A 20,556-nucleotide genomic window follows, 5' to 3' on the forward strand; every position below is an offset into this window, starting at 1 on the left:
ATCTCGTATGCCGGCTATGAAGGCGAAGTAATGCGTGGCGCCTTCGCCGGGGTACCGCTTGGCCAACTCGAAGCGGCCCGCGCTTTCGGCATGAGCCGTTGGAAAATCTTCAGGCGCATATGGCTCCCGCAGGCGATCAGCCGGGCACTGCCGACGCTGGCGGGTGAAACTGTTCTCCAGCTGAAAGCGACACCGCTGGTGGCAACGATAACTATGGTCGACATCTATGCCGTAGCTTCGCGGGTGCGCCAGGATCTATTCATCACCTACGAACCCTTGCTGCTTCTGGCGTTGGTCTATATGTCCATCACCGGTATCCTGGTGTTCGGTTTCCGCAGGCTCGAGGCGCGGATCCCGAGCAAGCTAGGCTAAAGCTGTTAAAGTCGCGAATTCAGGGCAGCTGCCATGCAACTCAGTCTCGACCAGGCGACAGGGCTGTGCCGGATGGCCGCACTTGGCGCCGGCGCCAACGAAGAGGCGGCGCAGTCGCTGGCTGCCTCGATCGTCGCGGCCGAGGCTGAAGGACTGTCGACAGTCGGACTGTCGCACTTCATCGATTATCTCGAAGCACTGGAAGCCGGCCGTATTGACGGCAACGCCGATCCGGTGATCACCAGGCCGGCGCTCGCGGTCTATCTTTCCGATGCGCGCGGCGGCTTAGCGCATACCGGTTTCGACCGCACGATCGATGACCTCGCCAAGGCGGCGCGGCTGTTCGGCGTCGCCATCTTTTCGCAGAAGAATGCTTATACCTGCGGCGCGCTCGGCTATTTCACCGGACGGCTGGCCGCGCAGGGATTGGTGTCGTTCGCCGCCACCAACGGCCCGGCCGTGCTTGCCGGCTCGGGCTCGGTCAAGCCGGTCTACTGCACCAACCCGATGTCCTTTGCCGCACCCACCACGGACGGGGCGCCGCTGGTCATCGACCAGTCGTCGAGCGCCACTGCCTTCGTCAACATCCGCAAGGCGGCCGAGGACGGCAAGAAGATCCCCGAAGGCTGGGCACTGGACGCCAGCGGCAATCCAACCACGGACCCGGCAGCCGCCATGAAAGGCGCCATGCTTGCCTTCGGCGGCCAGCGCGGCGCCAACATCGCGCTGATGGTCGAGGTGCTGGCTGCGGGCCTGTCGGGCGCCAACTGGTCGCTCGATGCGCCATGGTTCAGCGGCGGGCCGGACAGTCCGGGGACCGGCCTGTTCGTGCTCGCCGTCGAGCCCAAGCTGCTCGATCCGAACTTCGAGAAACGGATGAAGGACCAACTCGACAGGTTGCGGCGGCGCTATGGCGTGCATGTGCCGGGGCGTGCCCGGGCAGAAGCGGCAGAGAAGGCGGCGGCGCGCGGCATAAGCGCGCCGAAAGCCGTGGTGCAACGCATTTCCGAATTCGCCGCGCGCTATTCGTCCTAAAGAAATTCGTTTGTACGATGAGCGGCAGAGGCCGGCCGATCCGGGAGCGCGAGCCTACTTCCCGCAATGATGATCGTTGATGACGTTCACCGCATTCGCGTCCGGTCCTACCCTGTTGTAGGAGCAGGGTTCGGCGGCCGTCGTGAACAGGGGGTTGTCATAGTAGCGCGGGCCACCGAACAGAATGTCGATGATGTCGCCGTTGGCGGGAACGTAGCGTTCGGGTTGCGCTTGGTGATGCCGGTTTGCCGCGAATGCCGGGGCACCAATGCTGCAGCCTGTTACGAAAGCCAGAGCGAAGATCGCAACGCGTTTTGTCGTCATCGGCAATATCCTCCATTCGGAATCAAACCATACATCTAAAATCGCCTAGCGAACAAAGGTTCCTGTTCCTAATGGAGTTGCCGTAAAGCCGGGCCTCGACGGCGTTTTCTGCCATTTCGAACGGATCCGGAAAATCATGCTTCAACAGTGCCGGGCGACCTATGGTCGCCCTTTGCCTTTGGCGCGAAACCGACTATGAAACGGCTTCAATCAAGCCATCTGGATAGCCCGCCGGAGCCAGCCATGACCGAAATCCTTCAGACCCCAAAGCTCGTCGTCGTTTTCGGCGGCTCCGGCTTTGTCGGTCGTCATGTCGTGCGGGCGCTGGCCAAGCGCGGCTACCGCATCCGGGTCGCCTGCCGCCGGCCCGATCTCGCCGGTCATTTGCAACCGCTTGGCAATGTCGGGCAGATCCAGCCGGTGCAGGCCAATGTCCGGGTGCGCTGGTCGGTCGACCGCGCCGTGCAAGGCGCCGACCATGTCGTCAATCTGGTGGCGATCGCACATGAGGCCGGCCGGCAGAAATTTACTGCCGTCCACGAGTTCGGCGCGCGCGCTATTGCCGAAGCGGCGCGCGCCGTCGGCGCCGGCCTCACCCACATATCGGCTCTGGGAGCGGACCTCCACGCGCAATCGGACTACGCGCGTACCAAGGCGCTCGGCGAAAAGGCCGTTCTTGAGACGGTCCAAGACGCCGTGATCTTGCGGCCATCGATCAATTTCGGGCCGGAGGACGGTTTTTTCAACCGCTTTGCCAACATGGCCCGCTTTTCCCCAGTGCTGCCGCTGATCGGCGGCGGGCAGACGAAATTCCAGCCGGTCTATGTCGGCGACGTCGCCGAGGCGGTGGCGCACTCGGTCGACGGCAAGGTCCAAGGCGGCCGGATCTATGAACTCGGCGGGCCGCAGGTGCTTACCTTCAGGGAGTGCATGCAAGAGCTGCTTGTCATCATCGAACGCAAGCGTTTTTTGCTGCCCGTGCCATGGTGGCTGGCGAACCTCCAGGCATCAATTCTCGGGCTGCTGCCCAATCCATTGTTGACCAAGGACCAGGTCCTGCTGTTGCGCCAGCACAATGTCGTGTCGGATGACGCCGTCAAGGACAACAGGACGCTTGCCGGCCTCGGTATCCAGCCGCGTTCGATCGGAACCATCCTGCCAAGCTATCTCTGGCGCTACCGCGCCGCCGGCCAGTTCCAGCGCAAGTCCGCCGTATAACACGAACGGACGTCCGGTTGCCTACGGCGCGCGCCTGGTGACCTGCATCGGCAGCCCGCCTTGCGGCTGCGTCGTCAGCTTCTGCACCGGCCAGGGTCGGGTTTGCGCGGTGGTATCGAAACGATAGCGCGAAAGCATGATCGCCAACGCGATGATTGCCTCCTGCATGGCGAAGCTGGCGCCGATGCAGACGCGAGGCCCGGCGCCGAACGGCAAATACTGGAAACGGTCGATCTTTTCGCGATTCCCCGGATGGAAGCGTTCCGGCATGAAAGCGTCCGGCCGGTCCCACAATTTCCGATGGCGGTGGACGACCCACGGCATCACCAGCACCGCGGCACGCCGCGGTATGTAGAGGCCGTTCCAGGTTTCGGGCTCGATCGGTTCGCGGTTGATCGATGGCGCCGGCGGATAGAGCCTGAGCGCCTCTTCGAAGGCGGCACGGGTGAGCGGCATGGCGTCGAGCCATTTCGTCGGGTCGGGCTCACGCGCCAGCACGGCATCGATCTCGTGCTCGATCTTTTCGCGCTCCCACGGCGATTCGGCAAGGCAGTAGAGCGTCCAGCCGAGCGCCCTGGCCGTAGTCTCGTGGCCAGCGCCGATGAAGGTGATGATGTTGTCCTCGACCTCGGACCGGGTTAGCCCGCCCGGTCCCTCCGCCCTCAACAGCAGCGTAAGAAAATCCTGCGGCACCGTGTCCGGAGCACGCCTCAACCGCGCCTCGCGCATCTGCACCGTGTCGGTGACGATCTTGCGGAAGTAGGCCATGGTCTTGCGGCCGCGGATGCGGGTCAGGCGCGGCAGCCAGTCGGGCGCTCGCAACAGGTCGAGCGGATCGACCCGGCCCATCGTCTCGAACAGGCGATCGATCTCCTTGGCGAAGCTGCCGGGCTCGCCCGATATCTCGCCCGAAAACAGTGTCTCGGCCAGGATGTCGAAGGTGAGCAGCGTCATGTTGTGCGCGATGTCGAACGTGCCGCCGCCCTCGTAGCGCGTGACGAACTCCCGCGTGCGTTTCAGCATCGGCTCCGCAAAACCGAAGATATGGCGCGGCGTGAACACCGGCGCCATCGCCTTGCGTGAACGCCTCCACACCTCGCCCTCGGCGGTCAGCAAGCCGTCGCGCAGGATCGGCCGCAGGATCAGCTGGCGAACCGTCGCCATCTTGTAGTTCTTGGCGTTATCGACCAGCACGTGGCGAATGAGACCGGGGTCGTTGGCGATGACCAGCGGCCCGCCGATGCCGGTCACCGAAATCCAGGGCTCGTTATAGGTCGGCTCGCCCCACAGCTCGAGCGGATTGCGGTAGACGATGCGGATCATCTCCAGCGTCGAGGGCGGCGCTGTGCGCGGCTTCGGCGCCGGCGGGACGAAGGGGACGGGCTGACTGTCCATGGCTTGCTCCGCTGACACCTCAATGTAGTGGCGGGCAAGGCAGGCGTCCATGTGACTGGACGACAAGGCGAAGCATCCGCTCTCTGGAATGTGATCAGGGCACCGGAAAGTGCCTGCTTGCTGTGTCCGGCTGCGTGTCTTAGGTGGCAGCACCACAGATGCCACCGATCGGCAGGAGCCCCGCTTTGAAGCACCAGTTGAACGTCATCATCGGCAGCACGCGGCCGGGCCGCGCCGGACCGGTTTTCGCAAAGTGGCTGGAAAGCTTTGCGCGCGAACACGGCAAATTCGAGCCGTTGCTCACCGATATCGCCGCCTTCAATCTGCCGGTGCTGGACGAGCCGCATCATCCGAGACTCGGCAAATACGAAAACAGCCACACGAAAGCCTGGTCGAAAGCAATCGACGCCGCCGACGCATTCGTCTTCGTAGCGCCGGAATACAATTATTTCGCCGCCCCCGCGATCATCAACGCGGTCGACTACCTGCTCAGGGAATGGCGATACAAGCCGGCCGCCATCCTCAGCTACGGCGGTGTCTCCGGCGGCTTGCGTGCGGCGCAGGCGGTCAAACCGTTGCTGACCTCCGTCGGCGTCATGCCGATCCCGGAGGGCGTGGCGCTGCCGATGTACCAGAAGCTGCTCGACGAGACCGGCGCCTTCCTGCCCAGCGAGCAGGTGCTCGGCGGGGCCAGGACCATGCTGGACGAGCTGTTCCGCTGGAGCGAAGCGCTGAAGCCGATGCGGATCGGCTGACAACGCGAACGGCCGAGCTTGCCGATGCCATAACTTGCTCATGCCATAAAGAGATGGAATGCTCCGGCAAACGACCGGGCCGGGGCGGTTCGATTTGCGTCTTCTGTTTGCCTTACTGCTGATCCTCTCGACGGCCTCCGCTGCCGTGGCGGAGCGGCGCGTTGCGCTGGTCATCGCCGAGAACGACTACCGGCTGATCCGGCCGCTCGCCAATCCCGTCAACGACGGCGAGGTGATGGAAACGGTGCTGAGGAAGCTCGGCTTCGAGGTCTTCCTCGAAACCAACCGCGACCTGCGGCGCATGCGCCGGGCGCTCGACGATTTCCGCGAGGATGCCAAAGGCGCCGACGTGGTACTGGTGTTCTTTTCCGGCCACGGGGTCGAGATCGCCGGCGAGAATCGGCTCCTGCCGGTCGATGCAGACGCGTCGTCGCTCGACGCACTGGAAAAGACCAGCCTGCCGCTGGAGGAGATCCGCACGACCGTCGCCGCCACCAGCAAGGTCGGACTGATCGTGCTCGATGCCTGCCGCAGCGATCCGTTTGCGGCTACGGGCGGCGAAGGCCGCGGCGCAACGGCGCTTGCAAAAGAGGTCGGCGTCAAGGTCCGGCCGGGTCTTGGCCGCGTCGGGCGGGCAGAAAACATTCTGTTTGCCTTCTCGGCGGCGCCCGGCGAGACCGCCGCGGATGGGACCGGCCAGAATTCGCCGTTCACTGCGGCGTTGACGAAATATCTCGGCACCGATGGACTCGAGATCCGCTCCGTGCTGACGCTCGTGCAGCAGGAGGTCTACGACCTCTCGCGCGGCAAGCAATTGCCCTATGTCGAGAGCGGCCTGCCGCAGCTGTTCTTTGCCACGACAGCCAAGGAGAAACTGCCCGAGCGCGAACGCTTGTTGCTCGCTATGGCTGAGGTGACGCCTCAGATGCGCGGCGAGGTGGAGAAGATCGCCAGCGACGCCGACATGCCGCTGGCACCGCTCTATGGCGCGTTGATCAGTTCCGATTCCGGCCACCTCTCCGCCGACAGTCTGAACGCCAGGCTGCGTGAGGCAGCCGACGCCTTCGTCAAGGTGCGGAGCGAAATGCAGACGCTTGGATCCGACGATCTGCGGGTGGCAGCGTTGCGCCGGCAGGCCGAAGAGCAGCTTTCGCTGGGAGCGTTCGATGCGGCGCGTAAAAAGCTCGCCGAGGCAGCCGAGATCGATAATGTCTCTCGGAACGCTTTGAAGGCCAATTTCGTCAGCCGCACGCTCTCCGAGGCCGCAACGCGCTATCTGTCCGGCGGGGCGGCGCGCGCCGACCTCGACTACGCCACAGCCATCAGGGACTACGAGTCCGTGCTCGCGCTTTATGGCGAAGCCGGACAGGTGGTGCTGTCGCTCGACGATGCCGACCGCTTGATCCGCACGCTGGACGAACTCGGCAAGCTCTATACCACGGTCGGCAATATCGATGCGGCCGGCCGCGCCTTCGAGGCGCTGCAAGCCGATCTCGAACGGCGGTTGCATCATGAAACCGATCCCAACGTGAAGCGCGACTTCGCCGTCAGCCACGTCAAGCTCGGCAATGTGCGGATGGCGCAAGGCAATCTGCCGACAGCGCTGCAGAATTATGAGACCGCCAAGACCATTCTGCAGGGCCTGACCGAGGCAGAACCGGACAATCTGGAGTGGTTCGGCGACCTCGCCATGGCCAATGACAAGATCGGCAACGTATTGGCGACGCAAGGCGATCTGGCCGGCGCCGCAGAGGTCTACCAGGAAAGTCTGTCGATCAAGAAACAGCTCGCCGCCGGAGAGCCCGACCGTGCCGAACTGCAGCGCGACCTGACCATCACCTACGATGAGATCGGTCACCTTGCCCATGTCGCAGGCCAACTGGACAACGCACAGGCGGCCTATGAAGAGAGCCTGAAGGTGCGGCTGGCGCTGGCGGCGGACAAACCGGGAGACGCCGACCGGCAGCGTGACGTCTCGGTCAGCCACGATACGATAGGCGACCTGCTGCGCGAACGCGGCGACGCCGCCGGGGCGCTGGCGGCTTACAGGGAAGGCCTCGCGATCGTCAAGCAACTGGCGAAACGCGATCCGGACGACACCGAGCTGAAACGCGACCTGTCGGTCGGCAACGCCAAGATCGGCAATGCGCTGAGCGACCAGCAGAATTGGCCGGCGGCACTTTCGGCTTATCGTGAGGCACTTTCGCAGGCCAGCGCGCTCGCCGTCGGCGACCCGAACAACACCGAATGGCAGCGCGACCTGTCCGTCTGCCTCGAGAAGGTCGCCGGCGTCCTGGCGATACAGGGCGACCACAAAGGCGCGCTGAAAGCCTATCTGGACAGTTACGCGATTGCGCAGCGGCTGGCCAAGCTCGATCCGGCCAATTCCGGCTGGCAGCGTGACTTGTCGATAACGCTGTCCGAAGTCGCCACCCTGCGCCTAAAGCAGCGCGACGTCAGCGGAGCCCGGCAAGCCTTTCAGGACAGCCTGACCATCCGCGAGAAACTTGCCCGGTCCGATCCGGACAACGCCACCTGGCAGCGCGACCTGGTGGTCGCCTATATCGACTACGCGCAAGTCGCTAAGGATCCGAAAGCCGTGCTTTCCAAGGCGCTCGACATGACGCTCGAGCTCGACCGAAGCGGGCGGTTGGCGCCGCGATACAAATTCATGATCAAGTTCCTGCGTCAGCGGCTGGCCAGGATCGAAGCCAAGCGCCAGTAGCCGGCCGACGCGACCGTCATTCCGTCCGGAAATGCCTGCAAACCTTGGAAAAACCGCCTTTTGCGCCTATATCTACGACATTAGAAATGCGCGATTCGAAGCCGATTTTTCGCGCTCTGCACACGGCATCAATCAGACAGGTTTTCATGAGCGAACAGACCGATATCGCCAACGGCGTTGAAGCCGAATACGGCGCCGATTCCATCAAGGTTTTGAAGGGCTTGGATGCCGTTCGCAAGCGGCCGGGCATGTATATCGGCGATACCGACGACGGCTCGGGCCTGCACCACATGGTCTATGAAGTCGTCGACAACGCCATCGACGAAGCCCTGGCCGGCCATGCCGACCTGGTGACGGTGACGCTCAATCCGGACGGATCGGTGACGGTCATCGACAATGGCCGCGGCATTCCGACCGATATCCACACCGGCGAAGGCATTTCGGCGGCCGAAGTGATCATGACGCAGCTGCATGCCGGCGGCAAGTTCGACCAGAACTCCTACAAGGTGTCGGGCGGCCTGCACGGCGTCGGCGTGTCGGTCGTCAACGCACTGTCGGCCTGGCTGAAACTGAAGATCCGCCGCAACGGCCAGATCTACGAGATGAGCTTCACGCATGGCAATGCCGACGCGCCGCTGCGTGTCACGGGCAGTTATGAACAAGACAAGCTCCCCGGCACCTATGAAGGCCGCAGCGGCAGCGAAATCACGTTTTTGCCGTCGTCCGAAACCTTCACCATGGTCGAATTCGACTACGGTACGCTGGAGCATCGGCTGCGCGAGCTCGCCTTCCTGAACTCCGGCGTGCGCATCGTTTTGACCGATGCCCGCCATGCCGACATCGTGCGCCATGAATTGCACTACGATGGCGGCCTCGAAGAGTTCGTCCGATATCTCGACCGGACGAAAAAGCCGTTGCTCGACAAGCCGATATCGATCCGCGCCGAGCGCGACGGCATCACGGTCGAAGTCGCCATGTGGTGGAACGACAGCTACCACGAGAACGTGCTGGCCTTCACCAATAACATCCCACAACGCGACGGCGGCACGCATCTGGCAGGCTTTCGCGGTGCGCTGACACGCCAGATAACCGGCTATGGCGACTCTTCGGGCCTGACCAAGAAGGAAAAGGTGGCGCTGATCGGCGACGATTGCCGTGAAGGGCTGACGGCGGTGCTGTCGGTCAAGGTTCCCGACCCGAAATTCTCCTCGCAGACCAAGGACAAGCTGGTGTCGTCCGAGGTCCGTCCGGTGGTCGAAGGGCTGGTCAACGAAGCGCTCGGCACCTGGCTGGAGGAGCACCCGACCGAGGGCAAGGCGGTCATCGAGAAGGTCATCCAGGCCGCGGCCGCGCGTGAAGCCGCGCGCAAGGCACGCGACATCACCCGCAAGAGTTCGCTCGGCGTCACCTCGTTGCCCGGCAAGCTGGCCGATTGCCAGGAGCGCGATCCGGCAAAATCCGAGATCTTCATCGTCGAGGGCGACAGCGCCGGCGGCTCGGCCAAGGGCGGCCGTTCGCGCCAGAACCAGGCCATTCTTCCGCTGCGCGGCAAGATCCTCAATGTCGAGCGCGCCCGCTTCGACCGCATGCTCGGCTCCGACATGATCGGCACGCTGATCACTGCGCTCGGCACCTCGATCGGCAAGGATGAGTTCAATGCCGACAAGCTGCGCTACCACAAGATCATCCTGATGACCGACGCCGATGTCGACGGCGCCCACATCCGCACCTTGCTGCTGACCTTCTTCTTTCGCCAGATGCCGGAACTGATCGAACGCGGTCATCTCTACATCGCGCAGCCGCCGCTCTATAAGGTGACGCGCGGGAAGAGCTCGCAATACATCAAGGACGAAGCCGCCTTCGAGGAATTCCTGATCGGCTCCGGACTGGAAGAAGCGTCGCTTGCGCTCAGCACGGGCGAGGTGCGGGCCGGGCAGGACTTGCGCAGTGCCATCGACGACGCCCTAGCGGTCCGCCAGCTCATCAACGGATTGCACACGCGCTATAACAGAGGCGTGGTCGAGCAGGCAGCGATTGCCGGCGCGCTCAACCCGGAGATCTTCACCGACCTCCGCCGCGCCAACGAGACGGCCGAGCGTGTTGCACGCCGTCTCGACATTATCGCCGAGGATACCGAGCGCGGCTGGATCGGCCGCATGTCGACCTCGAACGAGGGCATCGGCGGCTATGTCTTCGAGCGAACGGTGCGCAGCGTCAAGGAGTTCGCACATCTCGACCTGGCGCTGATCAATTCCGCCGACGCACGCCAGCTCGACCGCTATGCGCCGCGTCTGGCGGAAATCTATGGCGAGCCGCCGGTGCTGCGCCGCAAGGATGTCTCGGAAACTATTTCGGGGCCGCTGGCACTGCTCAATGCCGTGTTTGCCACCGGCCGCAAGGGCTTGACCATGCAGCGCTACAAGGGCCTTGGCGAAATGAACGCCGAGCAGCTCTGGGAAACGACACTTGACCCGAATGTGCGCTCGCTCTTGCAGGTCAAGGTCAATGATGCAACGGATGCAGACAGCTTGTTTTCGCGGCTGATGGGCGACGAGGTCGAGCCCAGGCGCGAATTCATCCAGGAAAACGCGCTGTCGGTCGCCAATCTGGACATCTGAGCCACGATCTCAGATACCCAGCCAGAAGGCAATGAAGTGCATTGGTGCGCCTTGGCGCACCGATGCCGACTGTTGCAAGCAACAGAGATCACCAGGACCGCCGGAACGGAAAGGCTTTCAAGGCATTGTAGTTGATCACAATCGCCGCAGGAGGCATCCATGGGACGTGGCATTTTGCTCTGGCTTCTCGGAGTCCCGATTCCGATCATTATTCTGCTCATGCTGTTTGCAAGATAGGGGGCTTCGATGCCGTCCACCCTAACGACTGCCGACGTTTCCGCACCGACGGAATCCGCTACCCCCGCTGTCAGCTGGGGGCCAATCGTCGCCGGCGCCTTTGCTGCGTCGACGCTTACCTTCATCTTGATGCTGCTCGGCTCCGGGCTTGGGCTGAGCATGGTGTCGCCATGGTCCGGCTCGGGTGCGTCAGTCACCACTTTCGCAGTTTCCACTGCCGTCTGGCTGATCGTCGTGCAGTGGCTGTCGTCGGCCCTGGGCGGCTACCTGGCCGGACGCCTGCGCACCAAATGGGTCGGCATCCACACCGATGAAGTCTTCTTCCGCGATACCGCTCACGGCTTCCTGGCTTGGGCGCTGGCGACGCTGCTGGTCGCCGGCGTGCTCGGCACGGCGCTTTCGGCCGCGATAGGTACCGGTGTACAGGCTGCTTCGACTGTGGCATCGGGCGCGGCAATGGGCGCTTCGGCAGGTGCTGCTGCAAACGCTGGTGGCGCCTCGACTAACGACGCCACATCGTATTTCGTCGATACGCTGTTCCGCCCGGCCGATCCGGCAAGGCTCGCTGCCGCCAATCCGGAGAGCGACGCCGCGGCAACGGCGCAGGCATCGCGCATTCTGATCGCGAGTGCCGCAGCAGGCGAAATATCGGCCGACGACAAGACCTATCTGTCGCGGCTGGTGGCCGCCCGTACAGGCCTGTCCGAAGCGGATGCCACCGCTCGCGTCGATGCAGTAATCGCCAGAGCGCAGGAGGCCAAGGTCAAGGCCCAGCAGGCGGCCGACACCGCCAGAAAGGCAGGCGCCACCTTCTCGCTGATTGGCGCGCTGTCGCTGGTCATCGGGGCCTTCATTGCCAGCGCGGCTGCAGCACTTGGCGGCAGGCAGCGCGACAACGAGGAAGCAATTTTCCTGACCAATCGTTGATCGGTGACTAGGCGAACTCGGTCCGCTTCGGGAAGATTGCGCCCGAAGGGGACCTTGCTTTGAAGTGCCGCCGCGGCATTGTCGTGATCACCGCCTACAGCTCAGCTTCCAGCTTGCGGCCGAGATCGACCGCATCGCGCAGCACGGCAAGGTGCGAGCGCGGCCGTGCGCCGACCGGCGCGTTGACTTCGACGCCGCTCGCCGCCAGCGACCAATAGAGCCTGTGCGTGAAGACGCGGCCAAACGAGCCGCGCAGCTCCACCTGGATGTTTTCCACGCCAGGACCGAAGTTTTCCGTCATCTGCCCTGAAATCGGGTCGCCGGTCAGCCAGCCATTGCCCCTGTCGAAGATATTGGTCCAGCGCGTCGCGGCAAACACCGCGCCATGATGCACCGCCCGCAGCGGCTTGCCGGAATGGCTGCGCCCTTCCTGGTAGAGCATGGTTCCGCCCGCCGCGCTGTCGGCGATCGGCGGGCATGCCGAAAACAGGCGCTCGGCGATGCCGCGCCTGAATTCGGCGAGGTCGTAGGTCACCAGGAACTCGCTGTGGGTCAGCGGACTGCCGAGCGTGACGAAATCGCTGATCTTCCACGGCAGCGGATGATCGGCGTCGCCGACGCGAAGCTGCCGGTAGAGCTCCCATTGGCTGCGCCGGAATGCGGGGAGGTCATCGAGGCTGTCGAGCCAGGCGGAGGCATCGGCGGCCAGCGTCGCCTTGTCGACGGCGTGGATCGCCTTCAGCCGCGCTTTGTCGCGAATGGCTTCCAGCTTTCTAGGCCTGAAATCGGCCCACAAGATCTGCAACAGATCATAGGCGATGATCGACCCGAGGCTGTGCGAGACCAGCACGATGCGGTCATAGGCATCGTCCATCATGAGACGCTTCAGCAGCTTGAGGCCACGCTCGCGGACAAGCGCCCGTTTCTCGACCGTTGCCGCTTCGGCCCGTACATAGGCGGCGACGTCGCCGAAATAAGGCAAGCCAAACTGGTCCACCGACCAGATGACGAACGACGCCAGAACCGTGACAAGCACACCGGTCGTCCAGGAGATGTAGCCTTGCCAGGTCGACGTTGCGAGCGCCAGCGCCGCGCCGAGGACGACGATGGTGGCCAAAAGCGTGACGACGTAGAGTTTGCGCACATCGCGCGGAATATCGGCGGGCTTGCGCCAGAGCAGGGTCGTCACCCAGGCAGCAAGGCGGCTTCGGGTCGTGCCCTGGGTGATGTCGGCCCAGTAAAGCTCGTAGAAATCGGTGCGGCGGCCATCGACATCATAGGGCGTGGTGATCCGGCGGAGTTCGTGCGAATTGGTCCGGCTGTCGGGCGTGATCCAACTCTGGTTGATCTTCGCACCCATCGGGTCGGCCGGATCGGCGACATGGGCATAGAACGGTGCACGGGCCGGATCGTGGCTCCATACGGCCTGGACGAACTCCCTCAACGTGTCCATGGGCCGCTGCTCGCCCATGCCGTGCACGACCACTACCGCCTGGCTGCGCTTGCGTGGCGCCTTCTCTGCTGCGGTCAGATCGGCGGCCGGCGATGCAGCAGAACCAGGGTCGGGCACCAGCACCTCCACGATGACGTCGTTTGCAAGACGACGGGTCGGCATCGTAGCTTCAGAACCGGTAACAGCCAAGAAAAAGCCCGGCGCGGAGCCGGGCTGTATTCGACGATCGGCGGTGAGTTGGCAACGAGGCCTTTTCAGTGATCCATGGCCTTGACGATCTCCTCGGTCATCTTCTTGGCGTCGCCGAGCAGCATCATGGTGCCGTCCTTGTAGAACAGCGTGTTGTCGATGCCGGCATAGCCGGACCCAAGCGAGCGCTTGACGAACAGGCAAGTGCGCGCCTTGTCGACGTCGAGGATTGGCATGCCGTAGATCGGTGAGGACTTGTCGTCACGAGCCGAGGGATTGGTGACGTCGTTGGCGCCGATGACATAGGCAACGTCGGCCTGCGCGAACTCAGAGTTGATGTCCTCCAGCTCGAACACTTCGTCATAAGGCACGTTGGCTTCAGCCAAGAGCACGTTCATGTGGCCGGGCATGCGGCCGGCAACCGGGTGGATGGCGTATTTGACGTCGACGCCGTTGGCCTTGAGCTTATCGGCCATCTCGCGCAGCGCATGCTGCGCCTGGGCGACGGCCATGCCGTAGCCCGGCACGATGATGACCTTTTGCGCATTCATCATCAGATAGGCGGCATCCTCGGCCGAGCCTTGCTTGACCGTGCGCTCGATGCCGTCGTTGGCAATGGCTGATGTCTCGCCGCCGAAGCCGCCGAGGATGACCGAGATGAAGCTCCGGTTCATGCCTTTGCACATGATATAGGACAGGATGGCGCCCGATGAACCGACCAGAGCGCCGGTGATGATCAACGCCAGATTGCCGAGCGTGAAACCGAGTGCGGCGGCGGCCCAGCCGGAATAGGAATTCAGCATCGACACCACCACCGGCATATCGGCGCCGCCGATCGGGATGATGAGAAGGACGCCCAGCACCAGCGAGCCGGCAACGATCAGCCAGAACACCAGCTTGGATTCGGTGGTGACGAGCAGCACGATCAGCACGATCAGCGCAATGCCCAGCGCCGCGTTGATGAAGTGGCGGCCACCGATCATGATCGGCTTGCCCGACATGCGGCCGTCGAGCTTCAAGAAAGCGATGACCGAGCCGGTGAAAGTGATGGCGCCAATGGCAACGCCGAGGCTCATCTCGATCAGCGCCTGGGCATGAATGTCGGCGACGGTGCCGATGCCGAAGCTTTCCGGTGCATAGATGGCGGCGGCCGCCACCATGACCGCAGCAAGACCGACCAGCGAGTGAAAGGCGGCGACCAGCTGCGGCATCGAGGTCATGGCGATGCGCCGTGCCGTGACCGCACCGACCGAGCCGCCGATGGCCAGCCCGAGCACGATCAGCGCGAAGCGGCCGGCGGAAGGGGTGGCCAGAGCCAGCGTCGTGGCGATGGCAATGCCCATGCCGATCATGCCGTACATGTTGCCTTGGCGGCTGGTGGTCGGATGCGACAGGCCGCGCAATGCCAGGATGAACAGGATGCCGGAGACCAGATAGAGGAAGGAAGCGAAGTTGGCGTTCATAGCGGCCTACTTTTCCTTCTTCTTGTACATAGCCAGCATGCGCTGGGTGACGAGGAAGCCGCCGAAGATGTTGACCGATACCAGCATCAGCGCAACGAAGCCGAAGCCGGTGGCGATGCCCGAGGCCGAGATGCCGACGGCCAGCAACGCGCCGACTACGATGACGGAGGAAATGGCGTTGGTGACGGCCATCAATGGCGTGTGCAGCGCCGGCGTCACCGACCAGACGACGTAGTAGCCGACGAAGATCGCCAGCACGAAGATGGCGAAGCGGAAGACGAAGGGATCGATGGCACCGCCGGACAGCGCGTGAGCGGCGTCACCCGCCGCTTCGGTGCCGGGCGCGGCGGCCAGGTTCTGAACCGCGAGCCGCACGGCAGCTGTCGCCTGGTCGAGCTGGTCGAGGGCTTTCTGCAGAGTCTGATCCATCACGCGATCCCTCCGGTGGTCTTGGGCTTCCTCGAAGCGGCTGGTCTCTTCGCAGCCGGCTTCGCCGAAGCCTCGGCAACCATCGTCCTCGCCGGAATGGCCGGTGGTTCGACATGTTGGCCCTTTGGTGGCTCCTGTTCAGCCCTGACGAACGCGGGATGCACGACCTTGCCGGCATCGGTCAGCATGGTTGCCTTGACCAGCTCGTCGTCGCGGTTGATGGCAAGCGTCTTCGTCGCCTTGTCGACCAGCGTCTCGAGGAAGGCATAGAGGTTCCTGGCATAGAGAAGCGAGGCCGAGGCGGCGACGCGACCGGGAACGTTGAGATGGCCGACGATCTTTACCCCGTTGGCGGCGGTCACCACCTTCCCGGGCACGGCGCCCTCGACATTGCCGCCGCGCTCGACCGCGAGGTCGACGATCACGGAGCCGGGTTTCATCGAGGCGACCATCGCCGCCGAAACCAGCTTCGGCGCTGGCCGGCCGGGGATGAGCGCCGTGGTGATGACGATGTCCTGCTTGGCGATGTGCTCGGCGGTCAGCGCCGCCTGCTTGGCCTGGTACTCCTTCGACATTTCCTTGGCGTAGCCGCCAGCCGTCTCAGCCGCCTTGAACTCCTCGTCCTCGACGGCCAGGAATTTTGCGCCGAGCGAGGCGACCTGCTCCTTGGCGGCCGGGCGCACGTCGGTGGCGGTGACCACGGCGCCGAGGCGGCGCGCGGTGGCGATGGCCTGCAGACCGGCGACGCCGACGCCCATGACGAACGCCTTCGCAGCCGGCACCGTGCCAGCCGCCGTCATCATCATCGGCAGCGCCCGGTCATATTCGGCAGCCGCATCGATCACCGCCTGGTAGCCGGCGAGGTTGGCCTGGCTGGATAGAACGTCCATCGATTGCGCCCGGGTGATGCGCGGCATGAACTCCATGGAGAAGGCAGTAACACCGGCCCTGCCAAGGGCTGCGACGGCAGCATCGTTGCCGTAGGGATCCATGATCGCGATGACAGCGGCGCCGGACTTGTAGCCCTTCAGCTCGGCGTCCATGGGGCGGCGCACCTTTAGCACCACGTCGGCCTTGGCAGCATCGCCGGCTTTGCCGATCGCGGCGCCCGCTTTGGCAAACTCCTCGTCGGGAATGCGCGACGCCGTGCCGGCGCCGGTTTCCACGATTACGTCGAAACCCAGCGCTGCCAGCCGCTTCACCGTATCGGGCGAGGCCGCGACGCGAGGCTCGTTTGCGTCGAGCTCGCGAGGGATGAAAACCGTCTGTCCCACCGCACGATCCTTTCGGCCGGAACCCTGTTACCGCAAGACACCGACCGTCCGCGGCGGCGCCTTCGACAAAGGTTGGAGGAGTTATCGGAGAATAAAAGCGCCGATGGCCAGGATCAGCACGAACAGGATAGTCGCCGAGAAGAAGCCGCCCACAAAGAAGCCGAACGCCATGGCAAGAAGCACGGCGGCGCAAAATAGCGACCCATATTTGGCCAGCATCACAAAGCCGGCATAGGTGCGGTCGTGCTCGGCATAGTCCATCTTCGCGCCCAGTTCGACAGGACCGGTCGGCGTGTGTTCAGCCATTGGAATACCCCTTCGAAGACATCTTTCAGGCACATAGCGAAAAGCCGCGTTAAGGGCAATGGCGCTATTGCCGCATCGCCGCAGCCAACAATCTCAAGCAAAACTTGAAATCGCGGCGCGGAGCGCGGCGATACCAATCACAATGGATGGCAGGTCCGCTATTGCCGGTGTCGTCAGCCGGCGAGATGGGGGAACAGCCCGAGCAGGCCGACAACGATCAGATAAAGGGCGACGATATAATTGAGCAGCCGCGGCATCACCAGGATCAGCACGCCTGCAATCAGCGAGATAAGCGGGGTAAGGGCGAGCGTGGAAATGGTCATATCGGTTCCTTTGATCGGATCGCAATCGAAGCGGTGCGTGATGGATGTCGGCCATGCCGACCTACCACCAGCACCCTTGCCCAGAACGCCGAAGCGATCGGAAGGCTCCATGGGCTCGTTCAGGCGGCTTCGCGAAAATACTTGGCGGTCGGCAGGATGGTCAGCGGCGCGAGTTCGCCGGCGCCGGGCTTATCGAACAACATGCGCTGCTCCATCGGCGTCGAACGGAAGAACGGAAAGCGAGCGTAGGTTTCATTCTTGATCGCCAGGACATCGGCCTGATAAAGCAGCGCAAAACAGTTGATCACGCCGGCATAGGGCCGCGCATCACCGATCGGTCGCGCCCGATAGATGCGCTTGTAGAAAGCCGCATGGTCCTCACGGATCATGGATATGCAATAAGGCGCGCCGAAATGGAAGCACGCCATGCCGGCAAGGCGCAGCGTCACATACGGGATCTGAGGGTAAAGCCGTGACCATTCGGCGTCCACGGCAAAACGGCTCGGGTCGATAAAGACTTCGCCGGCCGCCAGACGCGGCATCAACAAGTCCTTGTATACGCTGAGCGCTGGTGATGTGGCGTTATCAGCAGACACGTCATGCAGGCGCATCGTGCTGACCAGCCGCCCCTCGATGTAGATTCCAAACGTATGGCAATTGGGCAGTTCGTCAAACTCGTCATGGACCTGACGGGACGCATTCTCGGGCACCAGATCGTTCATCCGATAGGAATTGTAGCGCAGCCTGTAAATGCTTTCGAAGTCCTCGCCGCTTTCACAGCGTCGGTACTCCGTCCGGTCAAGCAGCGCATAGACATGTTGCGCGAAGCTGGACATGGTCTCGGACGCATCTTTCCCACCAGCGCCCGCCGCATGGCCGAGCGAACTCAACTGGGCACACATGAACTCTATTCCCCGCGATTGCCGCCACCAGCCGACACTACGGACGGGTCATGAGATGTAAAGATGAAAATAAGTAGGAGGTCGTTTACCGCCCGTTAAGGTTAATAATTAATAAAATTATACTAAAATACGCGGTTTTCAGCGCGAAGTCAGCGCCGCGGCGCCTTCCTTGCCGTCTGGATGTCCTTGGCGAAAGGCCAGACGGTGCTCGACATGGTCTCGATGCCGGACGCGCTGAGCGCAGATCCGAACAGAAAGCCCTGGACCAGGTCCGGCTTGACCTGCAATGCCAGGATCTTGAGCTGTTCGAAGGTCTCGACACCTTCGACAGTGACTGAAAGTCCCAGCGGTCGCGACAGGTTGACGATGCCCTTCAGCAATTCGAGCGACCGGCTGTTCTGGGTGACGTCGATCAGGAACGAGCGATCGATCTTGATCTTGTCGAGCGGCAGCTTGTGGAGATAGCTCAGGCTCGAATAGCCGGTACCGAAATCGTCGAGCGCAATGCGAACGCCGAGCCGCTTCAACTCCTCGATATATTGGCGTGTCAGCGACTTGTCGTCGAGCAGCGCCGTCTCGGTGACCTCGATCTCCAGACGTCCGGCGGAAAGACCGGATTCAGCTAGCGCGTCGCGAACCTTCTGGATGACATCACGGTTGCGGAAATCCTTGGCCGAGAGATTGACCGACACGCTGGTCTGGGCCGGCCATTTCGCGCATTCCGTGCAGGCCGCATGCAGGACGAAGGTGCTGATGTCGGAAATAATCCCCATTTCCTCCGCCAGCGGAATAAAGATACCGGGGGAAATCGGCCCGAGATCGGGATGATCCCAGCGGCACAGCGCTTCGCAACTGGCGATACGCATCGTGCTCATCGCCACGATCGGCTGATAGACCACCCGCAATTCGTTGTTTTCCACGGCGCTGCGCAGGTCCGCCTTCATCAGCTGACGGCTGCGGAAGGCAGCATCCATGGAGGCCTCGAACAGCCGCCAACCGTTCTTGCCAAGCTCCTTGGCCTTGTAGAGTGCAAGGTCGGCTTTGACGATCATGGCGTCGACGTCGGTATCCTTGACCCGCGACAGCACCGCGCCGCCGCTGGCCTGGATGCGTAATCCGTGACCGGCGACATCGACCTCGCCCTGTAGATTGACAAAGATCTCATCAACCTGGCCGATCAGATGGCTTTCATCCTCGATGCGCTCGAAGAAGATCATAAACTCGTCGCCGCCGAAGCGGCTGACGGTGATGCCTGGCCCGGCGACCGCGGCCAGCCGCTCAGCAACGGCGTAGATCAATCCGTCGCCGACCGGATGGCCGAGCGTGTCATTGACGCTCTTAAAATCGTCGAGGTCGAGCACCACCAGCCCGCAGAGACGCGCGGGATCCCCTGAGGCCATGGCTTCCACCACCAACTCGTGGAAGTAGGCGCGGTTGGGCAGGCCGGTGAGACTGTCGTAGCGCGCCATGAAGCGGATCTTGTCTTCCGCCTCGACCCGGGCGGTCACATCCTCGAAAGTGACGACGCCCAGTTCCTGGCTGCCTTCGCGCGCCGAAAATTCATAGTGCTGGCCGTTGGTGAGCGAGACCAGGACCTTACGGTCGCGGCCCTCGCGCAACGCACGCGTCAACTGGGCTTCGATGTAACGGCAATCTTTCGGCGCCAACATGCCGCCTGCAGCGCCGCGCATCAGCAGACCGTGGATCGAGCGGCCTAGCAGCGCATCGGCCGATTTGAGCGACATCAGGTGCGCGGCTTCGGCATTGGCCACCGCCACCCGGCCGTCGGGACCAAGCATGACAAGGCCATGCGACATGGTGTTGAGCGCGCGGTTGAAACGCTGCGCGATGCGGTTCGCCTTCTTTTCCTCCGACAGGGCGGTAAACAGGACTTCGCGGACGATGTCGGCGAACCGCTTGATCGCAAACAGAAAAGGGGCCGACATCAGACCGAGGATAATGTGGTAGATATCGCCGCGCAGGATAAAGCCAAGCGATATGGGCCATGTGGTGGTAATGATAAAAATCATGACCATGCGCGGCGACCCATAATTGCGGCCGGCAATCGACGTAACCGATGCAAGAGTGACGCAGACAGAGGCTATTTCGGCATAGTTGTCGTGGCTGTCATTTGCCAGATAAATGCTAACGAAACAGAACGCGCCAAGCATGAAACCATGCATCGAACCGAAAATTATGTAATCATTTTCGCGATCATGGGCTTCTTCCCACGTCGTCGGGGAAGGAAGTCGCCCGTATTTCCGGATGTTGCGAAGGCGCAGAGTACCGACAATGATGAGCCCAGCAGCAACTAGAAGATACGCCAAGTCCATGGTCTTCCAATAGACCAGAATGACGAGGAGTGTCTGCGCAACAAGGCCGATCGACAGCGTGAACCCGTCGCGAAACAGCGTTTCCACGAACGGAATGTAAACGTCGACCGGAATCTCGTTTTTTCGTCTCAGATTCACGCCTGGATCCCAACCCTGGGGAACCCAGCAGTGTCACATTGGCCTTAAGAAAGGTTTAGAGCGGCGTTTCGAGCCCTGCCGGCATCCACTGGTGACGCCGCGGAAGCAGGGAAACTACAGTTCAGGTAAACAAGGGGTGT

General features: G+C 62.7%; 17 protein-coding genes. 7 read left to right on the forward strand and 10 right to left on the reverse strand.

Going from position 1 to position 20,556, the window contains the following annotated elements; all coding sequences use genetic code 11:
• Positions 1 to 372, forward strand: a 372-nt coding sequence (locus tag NKJ12_RS00005; protein WP_352700877.1) for an ABC transporter permease subunit, incomplete at its 5' end; no start/stop codon positions are given.
• Positions 373 to 405: 33 nt separating this feature from the next.
• Positions 406 to 1,407, forward strand: coding sequence for an Ldh family oxidoreductase (locus NKJ12_RS00010; protein WP_352686637.1), 1,002 nt, complete (start codon positions 406 to 408; stop codon positions 1,405 to 1,407).
• A 54-nt stretch (positions 1,408 to 1,461) separates the two neighbouring features.
• Here the strand turns inward: NKJ12_RS00010 and NKJ12_RS00015 are convergent, their stop codons facing one another.
• Positions 1,462 to 1,731: a hypothetical protein gene (locus NKJ12_RS00015; protein WP_352505873.1), complete on the reverse strand. Its 270-nt coding sequence runs from the start codon at positions 1,729 to 1,731 to the stop codon at positions 1,462 to 1,464.
• Positions 1,732 to 1,974: 243 nt separating this feature from the next.
• Here NKJ12_RS00015 and NKJ12_RS00020 point away from each other — a divergent pair, with 243 nt between their 5' ends.
• Positions 1,975 to 2,949: a complex I NDUFA9 subunit family protein gene (locus NKJ12_RS00020; protein ID WP_352700878.1), complete on the forward strand. Its 975-nt coding sequence runs from the start codon at positions 1,975 to 1,977 to the stop codon at positions 2,947 to 2,949.
• 21 nt (positions 2,950 to 2,970) lie between these two features.
• On the opposite strand, the gene NKJ12_RS00025 is transcribed toward NKJ12_RS00020, so the two are convergent.
• Complete coding sequence (locus NKJ12_RS00025) at positions 2,971 to 4,344, reverse strand: cytochrome P450 (RefSeq protein WP_352700879.1); 1,374 nt, start codon at positions 4,342 to 4,344, stop codon at positions 2,971 to 2,973.
• 185 nt (positions 4,345 to 4,529) lie between these two features.
• Between NKJ12_RS00025 and NKJ12_RS00030 the strand changes: the two genes are divergently transcribed.
• The 4 genes from NKJ12_RS00030 (at position 4,530) to NKJ12_RS00045 (ending at position 11,606) form a co-directional block, all read left to right on the forward strand.
• Positions 4,530 to 5,099: an NADPH-dependent FMN reductase gene (locus tag NKJ12_RS00030; RefSeq protein ID WP_352700880.1), complete on the forward strand. Its 570-nt coding sequence runs from the start codon at positions 4,530 to 4,532 to the stop codon at positions 5,097 to 5,099.
• 58 nt (positions 5,100 to 5,157) lie between these two features.
• Positions 5,158 to 7,824: a caspase family protein gene (locus NKJ12_RS00035; protein WP_352700881.1), complete on the forward strand. Its 2,667-nt coding sequence runs from the start codon at positions 5,158 to 5,160 to the stop codon at positions 7,822 to 7,824.
• A gap of 146 nt (positions 7,825 to 7,970) precedes the next feature.
• Positions 7,971 to 10,442, forward strand: coding sequence for a DNA topoisomerase (ATP-hydrolyzing) subunit B (gyrB, locus tag NKJ12_RS00040; protein ID WP_352700882.1), 2,472 nt, complete (start codon positions 7,971 to 7,973; stop codon positions 10,440 to 10,442).
• A gap of 246 nt (positions 10,443 to 10,688) precedes the next feature.
• Positions 10,689 to 11,606 (forward strand): hypothetical protein, encoded by a 918-nt coding sequence (locus tag NKJ12_RS00045; RefSeq protein WP_352700883.1) that lies wholly within the window; start codon positions 10,689 to 10,691, stop codon positions 11,604 to 11,606.
• 94 nt (positions 11,607 to 11,700) lie between these two features.
• On the opposite strand, the gene NKJ12_RS00050 is transcribed toward NKJ12_RS00045, so the two are convergent.
• The 8 genes from NKJ12_RS00050 to NKJ12_RS00085 all read right to left on the reverse strand — a co-directional run bounded on the left by NKJ12_RS00050 (position 11,701) and on the right by NKJ12_RS00085 (position 20,416).
• The gene (locus NKJ12_RS00050; protein WP_352700884.1) at positions 11,701 to 13,221 is read right to left on the reverse strand and encodes a hypothetical protein; all 1,521 of its coding nucleotides are present in this window, start codon (positions 13,219 to 13,221) and stop codon (positions 11,701 to 11,703) included.
• 92 nt (positions 13,222 to 13,313) lie between these two features.
• A complete protein-coding gene (locus NKJ12_RS00055; protein ID WP_352700885.1) occupies positions 13,314 to 14,711 on the reverse strand; it encodes an NAD(P)(+) transhydrogenase (Re/Si-specific) subunit beta in 1,398 nt (465 codons plus the stop codon).
• A gap of 6 nt (positions 14,712 to 14,717) precedes the next feature.
• A complete protein-coding gene (locus tag NKJ12_RS00060; RefSeq protein ID WP_302893582.1) occupies positions 14,718 to 15,140 on the reverse strand; it encodes an NAD(P) transhydrogenase subunit alpha part 2 in 423 nt (140 codons plus the stop codon).
• Positions 15,140 to 16,414, reverse strand: coding sequence for a Re/Si-specific NAD(P)(+) transhydrogenase subunit alpha (locus NKJ12_RS00065; RefSeq protein WP_352700886.1), 1,275 nt, complete (start codon positions 16,412 to 16,414; stop codon positions 15,140 to 15,142). The genes NKJ12_RS00060 and NKJ12_RS00065 overlap by 1 nt, the downstream gene beginning before the upstream one ends.
• A gap of 81 nt (positions 16,415 to 16,495) precedes the next feature.
• The gene (locus NKJ12_RS00070) at positions 16,496 to 16,720 is read right to left on the reverse strand and encodes an aa3-type cytochrome c oxidase subunit IV (RefSeq protein ID WP_254816044.1); all 225 of its coding nucleotides are present in this window, start codon (positions 16,718 to 16,720) and stop codon (positions 16,496 to 16,498) included.
• Between the two features lie 173 nt (positions 16,721 to 16,893).
• The gene (locus NKJ12_RS00075; protein ID WP_013528205.1) at positions 16,894 to 17,043 is read right to left on the reverse strand and encodes a DUF3096 domain-containing protein; all 150 of its coding nucleotides are present in this window, start codon (positions 17,041 to 17,043) and stop codon (positions 16,894 to 16,896) included.
• Between the two features lie 119 nt (positions 17,044 to 17,162).
• Positions 17,163 to 17,945, reverse strand: a complete 783-nt coding sequence (locus NKJ12_RS00080) for an N-acyl amino acid synthase FeeM domain-containing protein (protein WP_352480090.1) — start codon at positions 17,943 to 17,945, stop codon at positions 17,163 to 17,165.
• 149 nt (positions 17,946 to 18,094) lie between these two features.
• Complete coding sequence (locus tag NKJ12_RS00085) at positions 18,095 to 20,416, reverse strand: putative bifunctional diguanylate cyclase/phosphodiesterase (RefSeq protein WP_352480089.1); 2,322 nt, start codon at positions 20,414 to 20,416, stop codon at positions 18,095 to 18,097.
• Positions 20,417 to 20,556 lie beyond the last annotated feature (140 nt).

This window comes from Mesorhizobium sp. M0195 (assembly GCF_040322115.1).
Taxonomy (GTDB): domain Bacteria; phylum Pseudomonadota; class Alphaproteobacteria; order Rhizobiales; family Rhizobiaceae; genus Mesorhizobium.